The 13,943-nt window shown below is 72.2% G+C and carries 13 protein-coding genes; all 13 read left to right on the top strand.

Annotated features, from left to right (window positions below):
* The 13 genes from AC1PME_RS10435 to AC1PME_RS10375 all read left to right on the top strand — a co-directional run bounded on the left by AC1PME_RS10435 (nt 1) and on the right by AC1PME_RS10375 (nt 13,926).
* Nucleotides 1-960, top strand: coding sequence for a glycoside hydrolase family protein (locus AC1PME_RS10435; RefSeq protein WP_481095844.1), 960 nt, complete (start codon nt 1-3; stop codon nt 958-960).
* Nucleotides 947-1,882: a GNAT family N-acetyltransferase gene (locus tag AC1PME_RS10430; protein WP_481095843.1), complete on the top strand. Its 936-nt coding sequence runs from the start codon at nt 947-949 to the stop codon at nt 1,880-1,882. Before AC1PME_RS10435 ends, AC1PME_RS10430 begins: the two co-directional genes overlap by 14 nt.
* Nucleotides 1,879-3,009: a DegT/DnrJ/EryC1/StrS family aminotransferase gene (locus tag AC1PME_RS10425; protein ID WP_481095842.1), complete on the top strand. Its 1,131-nt coding sequence runs from the start codon at nt 1,879-1,881 to the stop codon at nt 3,007-3,009. The genes AC1PME_RS10430 and AC1PME_RS10425 overlap by 4 nt, the downstream gene beginning before the upstream one ends.
* Nucleotides 3,006-4,259: an O-antigen translocase gene (locus AC1PME_RS10420; protein WP_481095841.1), complete on the top strand. Its 1,254-nt coding sequence runs from the start codon at nt 3,006-3,008 to the stop codon at nt 4,257-4,259. The genes AC1PME_RS10425 and AC1PME_RS10420 overlap by 4 nt, the downstream gene beginning before the upstream one ends.
* Nucleotides 4,259-5,200: a glycosyltransferase gene (locus AC1PME_RS10415; RefSeq protein ID WP_481095840.1), complete on the top strand. Its 942-nt coding sequence runs from the start codon at nt 4,259-4,261 to the stop codon at nt 5,198-5,200. Before AC1PME_RS10420 ends, AC1PME_RS10415 begins: the two co-directional genes overlap by 1 nt.
* Complete coding sequence (locus tag AC1PME_RS10410; RefSeq protein ID WP_481095839.1) at nt 5,197-6,363, top strand: hypothetical protein; 1,167 nt, start codon at nt 5,197-5,199, stop codon at nt 6,361-6,363. The genes AC1PME_RS10415 and AC1PME_RS10410 overlap by 4 nt, the downstream gene beginning before the upstream one ends.
* 11 nt (nt 6,364-6,374) lie before the next feature.
* A complete protein-coding gene (locus AC1PME_RS10405) occupies nt 6,375-7,223 on the top strand; it encodes a Wzz/FepE/Etk N-terminal domain-containing protein (protein WP_481095838.1) in 849 nt (282 codons plus the stop codon).
* A gap of 108 nt (nt 7,224-7,331) precedes the next feature.
* Nucleotides 7,332-8,180: a class I SAM-dependent methyltransferase gene (locus tag AC1PME_RS10400; RefSeq protein WP_481095837.1), complete on the top strand. Its 849-nt coding sequence runs from the start codon at nt 7,332-7,334 to the stop codon at nt 8,178-8,180.
* A gap of 2 nt (nt 8,181-8,182) precedes the next feature.
* Nucleotides 8,183-9,415: an amidohydrolase family protein gene (locus tag AC1PME_RS10395; protein ID WP_481095836.1), complete on the top strand. Its 1,233-nt coding sequence runs from the start codon at nt 8,183-8,185 to the stop codon at nt 9,413-9,415.
* Nucleotides 9,412-10,107, top strand: a complete 696-nt coding sequence (locus AC1PME_RS10390; protein ID WP_481095835.1) for a class I SAM-dependent methyltransferase — start codon at nt 9,412-9,414, stop codon at nt 10,105-10,107. The genes AC1PME_RS10395 and AC1PME_RS10390 overlap by 4 nt, the downstream gene beginning before the upstream one ends.
* Before the next feature lie 23 nt (nt 10,108-10,130).
* Entirely contained in the window at nt 10,131-11,642 is a 1,512-nt protein-coding gene (locus AC1PME_RS10385; RefSeq protein ID WP_481095834.1) for a B12-binding domain-containing radical SAM protein, read from the top strand.
* Between the two features lie 2 nt (nt 11,643-11,644).
* Nucleotides 11,645-12,793, top strand: coding sequence for a glycosyltransferase family 4 protein (locus AC1PME_RS10380; protein ID WP_481095833.1), 1,149 nt, complete (start codon nt 11,645-11,647; stop codon nt 12,791-12,793).
* Nucleotides 12,790-13,926 (top strand): glycosyltransferase family 4 protein, encoded by a 1,137-nt coding sequence (locus AC1PME_RS10375; RefSeq protein ID WP_481095832.1) that lies wholly within the window; start codon nt 12,790-12,792, stop codon nt 13,924-13,926. Before AC1PME_RS10380 ends, AC1PME_RS10375 begins: the two co-directional genes overlap by 4 nt.
* Nucleotides 13,927-13,943 lie beyond the last annotated feature (17 nt).

The following is a 13,943-nucleotide window of genomic DNA, read 5'->3' as shown; positions in this document are numbered from 1 at the left end:
ATGTTCGGATGGCACAAACGCGGCCTGGTGTTCGCCACCGCGCACGACGGCGTCGGCGGCTGGATGCGGCACTCGGCGCTGACGCCGACGCCGCTGCGGCTGGATGCCGAGCGCCTGCGCATCTACGCCGGCTTCCGCGACGATGCCGGGGTCAGCCGCATCGGCTACGTCGACGTGCGTGCCGACGATCCGACCCGGGTGCTGGGCGTGAGCGCCGAGCCGGTGCTGGACATCGGCCGCGCCGGCTGCTTCGACGACAACGGCATGATCCTCGGCGACGTGGTGCACGGGCCGGACGGCCTGTACCTGTTCTATGTCGGCTTCCAGCAGGTGGCCCGTGCCAAGTTCCTGGCCTTCACCGGCCTGGCGGTGTCCACCGATGGCGGCGACTCGTTCCGGCGCCGCCAGGACACGCCGCTGCTGGATCGCGCGCCGGGCCGCAGCATGATCGCCGCGGTGCATTCGGCGCGCTACGAAGATGGCCGCTGGCGACTGTGGTACGCGGTGGGCGACGACTGGGAATGGATCGGCGGCACGCCGTATCCGCGCTACCACATCCGTTGCGTGGAGACCGACGACCTGCAGGCGATCCCGCGCCAGGACACGGTATGCCTGCAGCCGCAGGGCGAGGAATACCGCATCGGCCGCCCGCGGGTGTACCGGCAAGATGACCGCTACCTGATGCTCTTCACCCACGGCAGCCGCGACGGCGCCTACCTGCCGGGCATGGCGGTCAGCGACGACGTCCGCCGCTGGCAGCGCTGCGACGCCGCGCTGGGATTGCCGCTGTCGGCCGAAGGCTGGGACGCGCGCACGCTGTGCTATCCGGCGCTGATCCGCCACGGCCAGCGGCTGCTGCTGTTCTACAACGGCAACGCCATGGGCCGCGACGGCTTCGGCGTGGCCGAGGCGACGCTGCCGGCCGGCATGCGCTGGGAGGACGCCGATGCTGTCGGTTAGGGCCTACACCGCGGCCGATGCGCCGGCATGGGACGCCTTGGTGGACGCCTCGCGCAACGGCAATCTACTGCACCGGCGCGGCTACATGGACTACCACGCGGCGCGCTTCGCCGACGTCTCGTTGCTGGTCGAGGACGCCGGCACGCCGGTGGCGGTGTTTCCGGCCAACCGCGAGGGCGATGCGGTCAGCAGCCACGCCGGCCTGAGCTATGCCGGCCTGCTGTCGACCCACGCATTGCGCGCGACAGCGACGCTGGAGGCATTCGAGCGGATCGCCGCGCACTACCGCGGCATCGGCGTGCGCACGCTGCTGTACAAGGCGGTGCCGCATCTGTTCCACCGCAGCCCGGCGGAAGAGGATCTGTACGCGCTGCACCGGCTCGGCGCGCAGTTGCAGCGCCGCGACTTGTCCTCGGCCGTCGCCCTGCGCGAGCCGCCACGCTTCGCCGTCGCGCGCAAGCGCTCGGTCGCCAAGGCGCGCCGCGCCGGGCTGCGCGTGCAGCGCGTGGAAGACCCGGCGCCGCTGCATGCGCTGCTGGACGAGGTGCTGCAGCGCCACGACGCGCGTCCGACCCACAGCCTGGAGGAATTGCGCCTGCTGTGCGCGCGCTTCCCGGCGCAGATCGTGCCTTACGAAGTGCGCGACGGCGCCGAGCTGCTGGCCGCCACGTTGGTGTACGACTTCGGCCATGTCGTCCACACCCAGTACCTGGCCTGCTCGGAGCAGGGCCGCCGCGCCGATGCGCTGAGCCTGCTGCTGGCCGAGCTGATCGAGCAGGTCTACGCGCAACGCCAGTTCCTCAGCCTGGGCATTTCCACCGAGCAGCAGGGCCAGGTGCTCAATGCCGGCCTGGTCGAGCAGAAGGAGCGCTTCGGCGCGCGCGCGGTGGTCCACGATTTCTACCGTTGGGAGTTGCAATGAGCCTGCCGCCGGCCAGCGTGCCGTTCCTCGACCTGCGCGCCGGCAACGCACGCCATGCCGACGCGCTGAAAGCCGCGGCGGCGCGCGTGATCGATTCCGGCTGGTATGTGCTCGGCGAGGAACTGGACGCGTTCGAGCGCGAGTTCGCCGCCTACTGCGGCAGCGCCCACGCCATCGGCGTCGGCAACGGCATGGACGCGTTGACCCTGATCCTGCGCGGCTACCGGGCGCTGGGCCGGCTGCACGACGGCGACGAAGTGCTGGTGCCGGGCAATACCTTCATCGCCAGCTTCCTGGCGATCAGCGAGAACCGGCTGCGGCCGGTGCCGCTGGAGCCGGAGGCGGCCAGCTTCAACCTGGATCCGGCGCAGGTGCAACGGGCGATCGGCCCGCGCACGAAGGCGATTCTGGCGGTGCACCTGTACGGGCAACTGGCGGACATGGCCGCCTTGCGCGGCCTCGCCGAGCAGCACGGCCTGCTACTGATCGAGGACGCGGCGCAGGCACATGGCGCGCGCCGCGACGGACGCCATGCCGGCAGCTTCGGCGACGCTGCCGGCTTCAGCTTCTTCCCCGGCAAGAACCTGGGCGCGCTCGGCGACGGTGGCGCGGTGACCACCGACGACGACGCGCTGGCGGCGCAGATCCGGGTGCTGCGCAACTACGGCTCGGACATCAAGTACCGGCATCTCGTGCAGGGCGTGAACTCGCGCCTGGACGAACTGCAGGCGGCGCTGTTGCGGGTCAAGCTGCGCCATCTGGATGCGGACATCGCCGCGCGCCGCGCGATCGCCCAGCGCTACCTGGACGGCATCGCGCATCCGCAGATCGCCTTGCCGCAGGTGGCCGACCCGGCCGCGCATGCCTGGCATCTGTTCGTGGTGCGCAGCGCGCAGCGCGATGCGCTGCAACGGCACCTGCAGTCCCAGGGCGTGCAGTGCCTGGTGCATTACCCGACGCCGCCGCACCGGCAGCCGGCCTATCCGGAACTGGCGACGCTGCAGCTGCCGCTGTGCGAGCGGCTTGCCGCCGAAGTACTGAGCCTGCCGATCGGCCCGACCCTGGACGAGGCGGCGGTGGCGCAGGTGATCGACGCCTGCCGGCGTTTTGGCGGCGTGGCGGCATGAACGTGCTGCGCAGCGGCGTGTACAGCGGCGTGGCCACCGCGGCCAAGCTGCTGGCTGCGTTGCTGGTGCTCAAGCTGGTGGCGGTGTACGCCGGTCCGGCCGGGGTCGCCCGGCTCGGCCAGTTCACCAGCCTGATGTCGCTGCTGGCGGTGCTGGCCGGCGGCGGCATCGGTGCCGGCGTGGTCAAGTACGTGGCCGAGTACCGCGACGATGCGCCGGCGCTGACCCGGCTGCTCGGCAGCGCGCTGGGCTATGCCTTTGTGGCCGCCTGCGCGATGGGCGTGGCCGCGCTGCTGTGCAGCCGCCCGATCGCCGAGCGCCTGCTCGACGATGCGCAGTATCAGCCGCTGATCTGCGTGCTGGCGGTGGCGCAGCTCGGCATCGCCCTGGCCAACTACATCCTGGCGGTGGTCAACGGCTTCATGGACGTGCGCCGGCTGGCCTTCATCCAGGTCGCCGGCGCGGTGCTGAGCGTGCTGCTGGTGGCCGCGCTGGCGCGTGGGCTGGGGTTGTACGGGGCGTTGCTGGGCCTGGTGCTGGGGCAGGTGGCCTGGCTCTGCGCCGGGGTGCCGGCGCTGCGGCGCAGCCCGTACTTCCGCCGCGAGATGCTGCGCATCCGCTTCGACCCGGCGATGCTGCGGCGGCTGGCCGCGTTCTCGACCATGACCCTGGCCTCGGCGCTGCTGCCGTTGCTGGTCAACATCGGCGTGCGCGATCACCTGGCCGGCCAGTTCGGCTGGCGGCAGGTCGGCGACTGGCAGGCGGTCAGCCGCGTCTCCGACGCCTACCTGCTGTTCTTCACCACCGCCATCAACGTCTACTACCTGCCCAAGCTGGCGGCGCTGCACACGCGCGAGGCGCTGCTGCAGGAACTGCGCGGCGCCTACCGCTACGTGCTGCCGGCGGTGGTGCTGGCCGCGGCGGCGGTGTACCTGTGCCGCGACGGCATCACCCGCCTGCTGTTCTCCGAGGATTTCGCCGCCGCACTGCCGCTGTACGCGCCGCAGTTGCTCGGCGACGTGCTCAAGATCGCCTCCTTCGCGCTGTCCTACCTGATGCTGGCCAAGGCGATGACGCGGCTGTTCGTGCTGTCCGAATGCCTGTTCGCGGCCAGCTACCTGGGCCTGGTGGTCCTGTTCACCGCACGCATGGGCCTGATCGGCGCGGCCTACGCGTTCGCCTGCAACTACGCGCTGTACCTGCTGTTCAACGTGCTGGTGGTGCGCCGCTACCTGCGAGGACTGCGCTGATGGACGCACCGCAACCGCCGCCGCCACTGCCGCTGGTGTCGGTGCTGATCCCGGCCTACAACCACGCGCGCTTCGTGCAGCGCTGCCTGGACAGCGTGCTGGAGGATCCGTACCCGCACAAGGAACTGGTGATCGTCGACGACGGCTCCAGCGACGGCACCGCCGAGCGCATCGCCGAGTGGATCGCGCGCCATGGCGACAAGCTGCACGTGCGCTTCTGGCCGCGCGAGAACCTCGGTATCGCCGCCACCCTCAACCACCTGGTGGCGATGGCCCGCGGCGAGTTCCTGCGCCTGGGGGCCAGCGACGATTACCTGTTGCCCGGCGGGCTGGGCGTGCAGGTGGCCTACCTGGGCGCGCATCCGCACAAGGCCGCGGTGATCGGCGACGCCATCGTGGTCGACGCGCAGGACCGCACCGTGCACCAGAGCAGCATGCGCGACCTGCACCGCGTGGACAAACGCCTGTACCTGAGCGAGGCCGGCATCCGCCGCGCGGTGATCCGCCACTGGGCGGTGAGTGGGGCGGTGGCGCTGGTCCGGCGCAGCGCGCTGCAGCCGGGCGCGGCATGGGACGAGGGCCTGCGCATCGAGGACTGGGATTTCTTCCTGCGCCTGGTGGCGCGCGACGCCCTGGGCTTCCTGGACGTGGCGGTCTGCGCCTACCGCGTGCACGCGCGCAACGCCAGCCGCACCCGGCACCTGCCCAGCCGCCTGGCCAACCTGGCCGAGTCGCGGCAGGTGGCGCTGCGCCGCGCGCGGCTGTTCGATCCGGCCTGCCGCACCTTGCTGCAGGCGCAGGCGCACTACATCGCCGCCAAGATCGCGTTCCTGCGGCGCAGTCCGCTGGCGCTGGGCGGCCACCTGCTGGCGCATGCGTGGCTGTCGTTGTTGGCCCGGCTGCGTCAGCGCGGCCAGCCGGCACTGGCGCAGCGCACATGAGCCGGTTGTTGCGCCTGCCGTCGGCCTATTTCGGCCTGCCGCTGCTGCTGAGCTGCGCGCTGACCCTGCTGACGTTCGACCTGCCGCCCAGCTATTTCGCCGGTATCGCGCTGCTGGCCGCGGTGGCGCTGGCGACGCTGGGGCTGGACGCGCTGCTCGGCATCCGCCTGCCGCCGCTGGCGGCGTTCCGGGCGCGCGAGTACGCCGGCACCCGCGAGGCCTTCGTCGCGCTCGGCCTGGCTGCCGCGGTGGGGCTGTTCTGCCTGCTGGACCTGCTGCTGTTTCCGATTCCGTTGCTGCACAACCCTTCCGCCTACGCCGACCTGAGCCCGCTGCAGGCGCACGTGCGGCATGTATCGAACATGTGCTGGATCCTGCCGCCGATCGGCCTGCTGTGCGTGCGCGCGCGCGGCGTGCGCAACGCACTGCTGCTGGCCGGCTTCGCCTTCCCGGTGCTGGTGATCGACCGCAACCGGCTGTTCGCGGCGGTGTTCAGCGTCGGCCTGCTGCTGTTGCTGCGCCGCGACCCGGCGCGGCCGCTGCCGTGGAAACGGGTGCTGGCGCTGCTGTGCGCCGGCGCCGCCGCGTTCTCGTTACTCGGCACGCTGCGCTCCGGCTCGCTGGATTCGGTGGCGTTGCCGTTCGGCGCGCTGTACCGGGCCGCGCCGCAGGGCATCAAGTGGCTGCTGCTGTACATCGGTGCCGGCCCGTACAACTTCGGCGCGCTGCTCAGCAAGGGCTACGCGAACACCAGTTTCCTGGTGAACCAACTGGTGCCGCTGAGCGGTTCCATTGCCACCGCCGGCACCGGCATCCCGCTGGATGCGCCGAACATCAATGTCGGCACCGAGTTCCTGCCGTTCCTGCTGGCCGGCGGCCCCGGTGCCGCGCTGGCGGCGATGCTGGCGCTGTACGCGGCGCTGCTGTGGAGCGTGCGCCTGCTCGGCCGCGGCGTGGCGCTGTTCAACCTGCTGGTGTTCCTGCGCATCGCCTACGCCTGCGTGATGTCGCCGTTCGCGCCACAGGCCTTCACCTGGACCAATGCCGGCTTCGTCGCGCTGTGCCTGCTGCTGCACGCCTGCAGCGCCTTGCTGCCGAACCGCCGCGATGCCGCAGCGGCCACGGCGTTGCCTTCCCTTTCCTCGAGCTGCCCGCTGCCATGACCGACACCGCCATGCACCAAGACGAAATCTACCTGATCGACCTGTGGCGGATCCTGCGGCGGGAATGGCGCTGGTGCCTGCTGCCGCTGCTGCTGGCGTTGGCGCTGGCGGCGCTGTTCCTGCACGGCGCGACCCGGCAGTGGCAGGCCACCGCCTGGGTGCAGGTGGGCGAGTTCGGCCCGACCCCGGCCGGGCGCGACCCCAAGCTGGAGCCGTTCCAGCGGGTGATCGACCGGATCAAGACTCGGCAGTTCCAGGACCAGGTGCTGCGCAGCGCCGACGTGGCGCCGGACAGCCGCCAGGCCGCGCTGTACCGCGACAGCCTGAAGCTCGACCCGGACCCGTACGCCAACCTGATCCAGCTGAGCGTGCGCGCCGAGTCGCCGCGGCAGGCACGGCAACTGGCCACGGCCACCATCGCACGGCTGCAGGCGCTGCACCGGCACATCCAGGCCGGCCCGCTGCAGCAGGCCACTGCGCGACTGCAGGAACTGGCCGCGGACATCGCCGCGACCCAGGCCGAGCGCGAGCGCCTGCTGCAGCAGCAGCGCGACGGCCGCGGCAGCGTCGAGCAGCAATTGCTCGGCAACATGTTGCTGTCGGAGAAAACCACCACGCTGCGCGGTCTCAAGGCCGAGCGCGAGGATCTGCTCGGCCGGCTCGGCGCCCGCTACACCTACGACACCTCGGCACCCTGGGAGACCTATGTGCCGCCGCGTGCCGCGTTCCCCAACCCGGTGCTGGTGCTGGCCGCGGCGCTGCTGGCCGGGCTCGGTGGCGGCGTACTGGCCGCGGTGGCGCGCGATGCGCTGCGCCGGCGCCATACGCGGCCAGCCAGGGCGACCACCGCCATCGCGTAAAGGCAGCGCGCCGATTCAACCAAACGCCGCTGCCGCCGCACCTACCTGCAAGACCGCGCGATCGGTTCATGTGGATTCCGACAAGGGCAGGGCAGTGGAGAGGGGCAGGTGACAGCGAATGGCAAGGCCGGCGCCGCGGCGCGCGCGGCGACTCTGGACCCGGTGCGGCTGCTGGACACGCAGCGCGCCTTCGACAGCGTGGCCGCCGACTACGACGGCCCGCGCGGCAACAACGCGCTGATCCAGCGCATGCGCAAGACCTTGTGGGACACGGTGGGCACGCAGGTGCCGGTCGGCTCGCGGCTGGTCGACCTGGGTTGCGGTACCGGCCTGGATGCGCACGCCTTCGCCCAACGCGGCTACCGCGTGCTGGCCACCGACTGGTCGCCGCAGATGGTCGAGCGCACCCGTGCCCGCACGCAGGATCCGACCCTGCACGGGCGGCTCAGCGTAGCGCATGTCGGCATCCAGCAGCTGGATCTGCTCGACGGCGAGTTCGACGGCATGTACTCCAACTTCGGCCCGCTCAATTGCGCGCCGGATCTGCCGCAGGTCGCCGGCCAGTGCGCGCGGCTGCTGCGCCGCGACGGCCGCCTGGTGTTCTCGGTGATCGGCCGCCTGTGTCCGTGGGAGCTGGGCCATTACCTGCTGCGCGGGCGGCTGCGCCGTGCCGGCGTGCGTGCCGCGCGCGGCGCTACCGCGGTGGGCATGAACGGGCACACGATCTGGACCTGGTACTACCTGCCGCGCGAGTTCTATCGCGCGTTCGCGCCGCATTTCGCGCTGGAGTCCTACCGCGCGCTCAGCCTGTGCCTGCCGCCGCCATACCTGGTCGACCACTACCAGCGCCACCCGCGCCTGGGCGAGGCGCTGGGCCGCCTCGACGACCGTATCGGCGGCTGGCCGCTGCTGCGCGACATGGGCGACCACTTCCTGATCGTGATGCGCAAGCGCTGAGCATGGCCGTGTCTGCCGCCGCCGTCGAAATCTGCCTGGAGGGTGCGCGCATCGCGCAGGCCGCCGGCGCGGTGCGCGCGCCGCTGGCGTTGCATGCCAGCCGTATCGCCGCGGCGGCCACGCCGGCGGCGCTGCGCATCGCCTTGCCCGGACATGTAGTGCTGCCGGGCCTGATCAACGCCCACGAACATCTGCACGTCAACGCGGTGCCGCCGCTGCCGCAGGCCGCACCGTTCGCCAACAGCTATGACTGGATCGCGGCCTTCGCTGCGCATTTCCGTATCCCGGCGGTGGCCGCCGCGCTGGCCCTGCCCAAGCCGCTGCGGCTGCGCCACGGCGGGCTGAAGAACCTGCTGGCCGGGGTGACCTGCGTGGCCCACCACGATCCCTGGCATGCGGCGCTGGATGCGGCCGACTTTCCGGTGGCGCTGTTGCGCGACTTCGGCTGGAGCTACACCTTGCACGGCCCCGACTACGGGCCGCCGCTGGCGCACAGCTTCGCCGCGGCCACCGCCGCCGGCTGGCCATGGATGATCCACCTGGCCGAAGGCACCGACGCGGTGGCCGCCGGCGAACTCGCCGAACTGGAGCGGCGCGGTTATCTGAGCGGCAACACGGTGCTGATCCACGGCGTCGGCCTGCGTGCGGACGACGTCGCGCGCGTGCTTGCCTGCAACGCGGCGGTGGTGTGGTGCCCGAGCAGCAACCTGACCCTGCTCGGACGCACCCTGGACCCGCAGCGCCTGAGCGCCGCCGGGCGCCTGGCGCTGGGCAGCGATGCGCGGGTCAGCGGCGGCCGCGACCTGCTCGACGACCTGCGCCTGGCCGCGGCCCATGGCCTGGACGCCACTCAGGCGCTGCGCCTGGCCACGACCGCCGCGGCCGGCATCCTGTGCTTGCCCGATCGCGGGCACCTGGCGCCGGGCGCGCACGCCGATCTGGTGATCGTCGCCGACCGTGGCGGCGCGCCGGCACAGAGCCTGGTCGGGCGGCCGCGCAGCGCCCTGCGTGCGGTGGTGCGCGCAGGGCGGCCGCGAATTGCCGATCCCGACTTCGCCGCATGGTTCGCCGCCGCCGGTGTGGACACGGTGCCGGTGACGCTGGACGGGGTACCGAAACTGCTGGCGGCGGAGCTGGCCGACCCCGCGCTGCTGGCGCTGGAGCCGGGCCTGGGACTGCGAGCAGCGCCGCCGCGCGCAGGCGCGGAACAACGTCTGCAGAGCTGCCAGGCATGAACGCCGTCCCGACCCTCGATCCGCTCGCCGCCTACGCCCTGTGGGCGGACAGCTACCCGGCGCAGGCGCACAACCCGGTGATGCAGGCCGAGCAGCGCGCCATGCTGGCGCTGCTGCCGGCCACGCTGCATGGGCACTGCGTGCTCGACGCCGGCTGCGGCAGCGGCCGCTACCTGCGGCATGCGCTGCAGCGCGGCGCCGACCACGTCACCGGCGTGGACCTGTCGCCGCCGATGCTGGCGCGCGCCGTGCAGGAATTGGCCGACGTCGATGCCGGCCGCTGCACCTTGCGCGAAGGCAGCCTGGAGTCCTTGCCGGTCGCCGACGCCAGCGTGGACCTGAGTCTCTGCGCGCTGGCGCTGGGGCACCTGCCGCAGTTGCCGCCGGCCCTGGCGGAACTGCGCCGCGTCACCCGGCCCGGCGGCTGGGTGCTGTGCAGCGACGTGCACCCGATTGGCCCGGCGCTGGGCTGGCGCCGCGACTTCAAGGCCGGGGGCCAGCGCTATGCGGTGCGCCACACCCAGCACCTGTACAGCCACTGGCACGCCGCCTGCGCCGCGCTGGGGCTGGCCATCGATGCGGTCAGCGAACCGATGCTCGACCCGGCGGACATTCCCGCCGGTGCCCATTTCGATCCCGCTGCATTGCAGGTGCCGGTGGCCCTGGTGCTGCGCCTGCGGCGCCTGCCGTGACTCCCGTCCTGCGTTCGCCCGCCATGCCCTCCACACCCAACACGCTGCTGGTCAATCCGCCCATTACCAAGCCGGCCAGCGCCCGCTTTCCGCTGTCGCTGCTGCATCTGGCGGCGGCGTTGGACCGCCACGGCGACAGCCGCATCATCGACGGCAACGTCGACCGCGACTTCATCGAGCGCAGCCTGCAGGCGCTGCAGGCGCAGCGCTACGACGCGGTCGGCATCAGTGTGATGGGCGGGCCGCAGCTGGCGCCGTCGATCGCGCTGTCGCAGGCCATCCGTGCGCGCTTCCCGGCGCTGCCGATCGTCTGGGGCGGCTATTTCCCCACGCTGTACCCGGACACCGCGCTGGCCGCGCCGTACGTGGACTACGCGATCCGCGCGCAGGGCGAGGACACCTTGCCGGAATTGCTGGCTTCCCTGCGCGGCGAGGGGCCGGTGCTGGCGCAGATCGACGGGCTGTCCTGGAAGCAGGACGGTGTCGTGGTGCACAACCGCAACCGCGCCTTCCAGCGCGGCGACAAGCTGCCGTCGCTACCGTACGAAAAACTCGGCGAGCCGCGCCGCTATCTCGGCCGCACCTTCCTTGGCCGCCGCACCGCCGCGCACCAGGCCGCGCTGGGCTGCCGTTTCCGCTGCACCTTCTGCGGGGTGGCGGCGATGTTCGGCGGCGCCACCGCCTTGCCGACCGCGGCACGCCTGGAACGCGAGCTGGGCTATCTGAAGTACGGCCTGGGCGCCGACGCGATCCAGTTCTTCGACCACAACTTCTTCGACCGCGAAGCCGACATGATCCCGCTGCTGGAGGTGATGGCGAAGCTGGAACTGCCGTGGTGGTGCTACGCGCGCGCCGACGCGCTGCTCAACCTGTCCGAAAGCACCTGGACGCTGGTGCGCAAGAGCCGCCTGCGCATGGCCTACATCGGCGCCGAGTCGCCCAGCGGGGCGATGCTCAAGGAGATCCGCAAGGGCACGCGTCCCGACCAGACGCTGGAAGTGGCCGAACTGTGCCGGCGCAACGGGGTGATCCCGGAGCTGTCGTTCATGGTCGCGCCGCCGCAGGACAGCGAACGCGAGACCGAACAGACCTTCGAGTTCATCCGCGAATTGAAGCGGATCAACCCGCAGTCGGAAATCATCGTCTACGTGTACACCCCGTTGCCGGACAGCAGCCGCCACGCCAAGGACCGCGGCCGCCGCGCCGGCATGCCCTTGCTCGACCGCGACGGCGTGCCGGTGCAGTTCCCGCGCACGCCGGAGGAGTGGGCGCAGCCGCAGTGGGTGGACTATGCCTGCCACGCCGATGCGCCCTGGCTCACCGAGGCGCTGCGCCAGCGCATCCGCGATTTCGTCACCGTGCTCGGCTGCCGCTATCCCACCGCGCAGGACCCGCGCTCGCCGGGCTGGGCCAAGCGCGGCCTCAGCGCGCTGGCGGCGTGGCGCTACCGCTACCGGCGCTACGACCGGCCGTGGGAACTGAACCTGGCCAACCGGCTGGTGCGCCTGCACCGGCCGCAGGTGTCCGGGATCTGAGCATGGTCGGGAACGCCGCCCGCGCCGTGCACGCCGTGCAGCTCAACTTCGTGCCGCTGCCGGACGGGGTGACGCCGGACCAGGCCTTCGCGCTGTGGCCGTCGCTGGCCGACATCGCCGACGCGGTGGCCAGCGCCGGCACCCGCGTCTCGGTGATCCAGGCCGCCGCGGTCGATGCGCAGCTGCGGCGCGGCGGCGTCGACTACCACTTCGTGCGCCGCGCCGATGCCGGGCGCCGGCGCCACCTGCGGCGCATCGCCGCGTTGCTGGCCGCGCTCGACGCCGACGTGGTGCACGTGCACGGCCTGCAGTTCGCGCGCGAGGCGGCGATGCTGGCGCGCTGGCGGCCGTCGCGGCCGATCCTGCTGCAGGACCACGCCAACCGCCCGCCACGCTGGTGGCGGCGGCCGCAGTGGCGGCGCTGGTACGCCGCCGCGGCCGGCATCGCCTTCACCTCGCTGGAACTGGCACGCGGCTTCGTCGGTGCCGGCCTGTTCGCCGGGTCCACCCGCCTGTTCGCCATTCCCGAATCCAGTTGCCGCTTCACTCCCGGCGAGCGCGACCAGGCGCGCCGCGACAGCGGACTGGACGGCGCGCCCTGCGTGCTGTGGGTCGGCCATCTGAGCGAAGGCAAGGATCCGCTCACCGTACTCGACGGCGTGGCCCGCGCCAGCGCGCACTTGCCCGGGCTGCAACTGTTCTGCGCGTACGGCGAAGCGCCGCTGCTGCCGGTGGTGCAGCAGCGCATCCAGGCCGATCCGCGCCTGGCCGGCCGCGTGCACCTGCTGGGCAGGGTGGAACATGCGCAGATCCAGACCCTGATGCGCGCGGCCGACCTGTTCGTGTCCGCCAGCCTGGTCGAGAGTTGCGGTTACGCCGCGCTGGAGGCCTATGCCTGCGGCGCGGTGCCGGTGCTGACCGATATCCCGGCGTTCCGCGCGCTCAGCGATGGCGGCCGGGTCGGCGCACTGTGGCCCTGCGGGGATGCCGACCGCCTGGCGGCCGCGCTGTTGCAGGCATCGCGCGAAGGACCGTCGCCGGCGCTGGTGCGCGCGCACTTCGATGCGCAGCTGTCGTTCGCCGCGGTCGGGCGGCGCTGGGCGCGCGCCTATGCGCAGTTGCTCGGCGCCACGCCGCGGAGCGCGGCATGAAGCTGGCGCTGGTGGTGCCGGGCGGGGTCGACCGCAGCGGCGCGTACCGGGTGATCCCGGCCTTCCTGAGCCTGATCGAACGCCTGGCGCGCGTGCACGAGCTGCATGTGTTCGTGCTGCACCAGGAGCCGCTGCCGGCACAGTGGAATCTGCTGGGCGCGCGCATCCACAACATCGGCGCGGTACGCACGCGCTGGCGCGCGATCGCGGCGATCCGCGCCGAACATCGCCGCGCGCCGTTCGACCTGGTGCAGTCGCTGTTCTCCGGCCACTGCAGCCTGATCGCAGTGGCGGCGGCGCGCTGGCTGCGGCGGCCGAGCCTGGTGCACATCGCCGGCGGCGAACTGGTCGCGCTGCCTGCGATCGGCTACGGCGGCCGGCGCAAATGGCAGGGCCAGCTGCGCGAGGCATTGGTGTTGCGGCTGGCGAGCGCGGTGACCGCGGCCAGCGCGCCCATCCTCGACAGCCTGCGGGCGCTGGGCATCGCCGCCGAACGCGTGCCGTTGGGCGTGGACCTGCGCGCCTGGCCGCCGCGCCCGCCGCGTGCGCGCGGGGACGGGCCGGCGCGGCTGCTGCACGTGGCCAGCCTCAATCCGGTCAAGGACCAGACCACCCTGCTGCGCGCTCTCGCCGCGCTGGCCCGCGCCGGGGTCGACTTCCGCATCGACCTGGTCGGCGTGGACACCCTGGATGGTGCAATGCAGCGCCTGGCTGCCGCGCTGGGCCTGGGCGAACGCGTGCGCTTCCTCGGCTTCAAGACCCAGCGCGAACTACGCCCGCTGGTGGAGGCCGCCGATCTGCTGGTGCTGTCGTCGCTGCACGAAGCCGGGCCGCTGGTGCTGCTGGAAGCCGCGGTGGCCGGGGTGCCGACCGTGGGCACGGCGGTCGGGCATCTGCTGGAATGGGCGCCGTCGGCGGCGCTGGCGGTGCCGGTAGGCGACTGGGCCGGGCTGGCCGATGCGCTGCGCCAGGTGCTCAGCGACGACGAACTGCGCCTGCGCCTGGCCTGGGCGGCGCAATGCCGCGCCGTGCGCGAGGACGCCGACGGCAGCATGCGTGGCTTCAGCGCGCTGTACCAGCGCCTGTGCGCATCGCGCAACGCCGATGGGCGGCGCGCGGCGCAGAATGGCTGACCTGGCACACGCCGTCG

Source organism: Xanthomonas sp. NCPPB 901 (assembly GCF_056725085.1).
The sequence above is the reverse complement of the archived record's forward strand: the minus strand, read 5'-3'. Positions and strand labels throughout refer to the sequence as shown.

Coding starts and splice junctions, on each gene's coding strand:
- AC1PME_RS10405 (WP_481095838.1), top strand. CDS start 6,375: ATGCACCAAGACGAAATCTACCTGATCGACCTGTGGCGGATCCTGCGG.
- AC1PME_RS10430 (WP_481095843.1), top strand. CDS start 947: ATGCTGTCGGTTAGGGCCTACACCGCGGCCGATGCGCCGGCATGGGAC.
- AC1PME_RS10390 (WP_481095835.1), top strand. CDS start 9,412: ATGAACGCCGTCCCGACCCTCGATCCGCTCGCCGCCTACGCCCTGTGG.
- AC1PME_RS10385 (WP_481095834.1), top strand. CDS start 10,131: ATGCCCTCCACACCCAACACGCTGCTGGTCAATCCGCCCATTACCAAG.
- AC1PME_RS10435 (WP_481095844.1), top strand. CDS start 1: ATGTTCGGATGGCACAAACGCGGCCTGGTGTTCGCCACCGCGCACGAC.
- AC1PME_RS10425 (WP_481095842.1), top strand. CDS start 1,879: ATGAGCCTGCCGCCGGCCAGCGTGCCGTTCCTCGACCTGCGCGCCGGC.
- AC1PME_RS10420 (WP_481095841.1), top strand. CDS start 3,006: ATGAACGTGCTGCGCAGCGGCGTGTACAGCGGCGTGGCCACCGCGGCC.
- AC1PME_RS10415 (WP_481095840.1), top strand. CDS start 4,259: ATGGACGCACCGCAACCGCCGCCGCCACTGCCGCTGGTGTCGGTGCTG.
- AC1PME_RS10375 (WP_481095832.1), top strand. CDS start 12,790: ATGAAGCTGGCGCTGGTGGTGCCGGGCGGGGTCGACCGCAGCGGCGCG.
- AC1PME_RS10395 (WP_481095836.1), top strand. CDS start 8,183: ATGGCCGTGTCTGCCGCCGCCGTCGAAATCTGCCTGGAGGGTGCGCGC.
- AC1PME_RS10410 (WP_481095839.1), top strand. CDS start 5,197: ATGAGCCGGTTGTTGCGCCTGCCGTCGGCCTATTTCGGCCTGCCGCTG.
- AC1PME_RS10380 (WP_481095833.1), top strand. CDS start 11,645: ATGGTCGGGAACGCCGCCCGCGCCGTGCACGCCGTGCAGCTCAACTTC.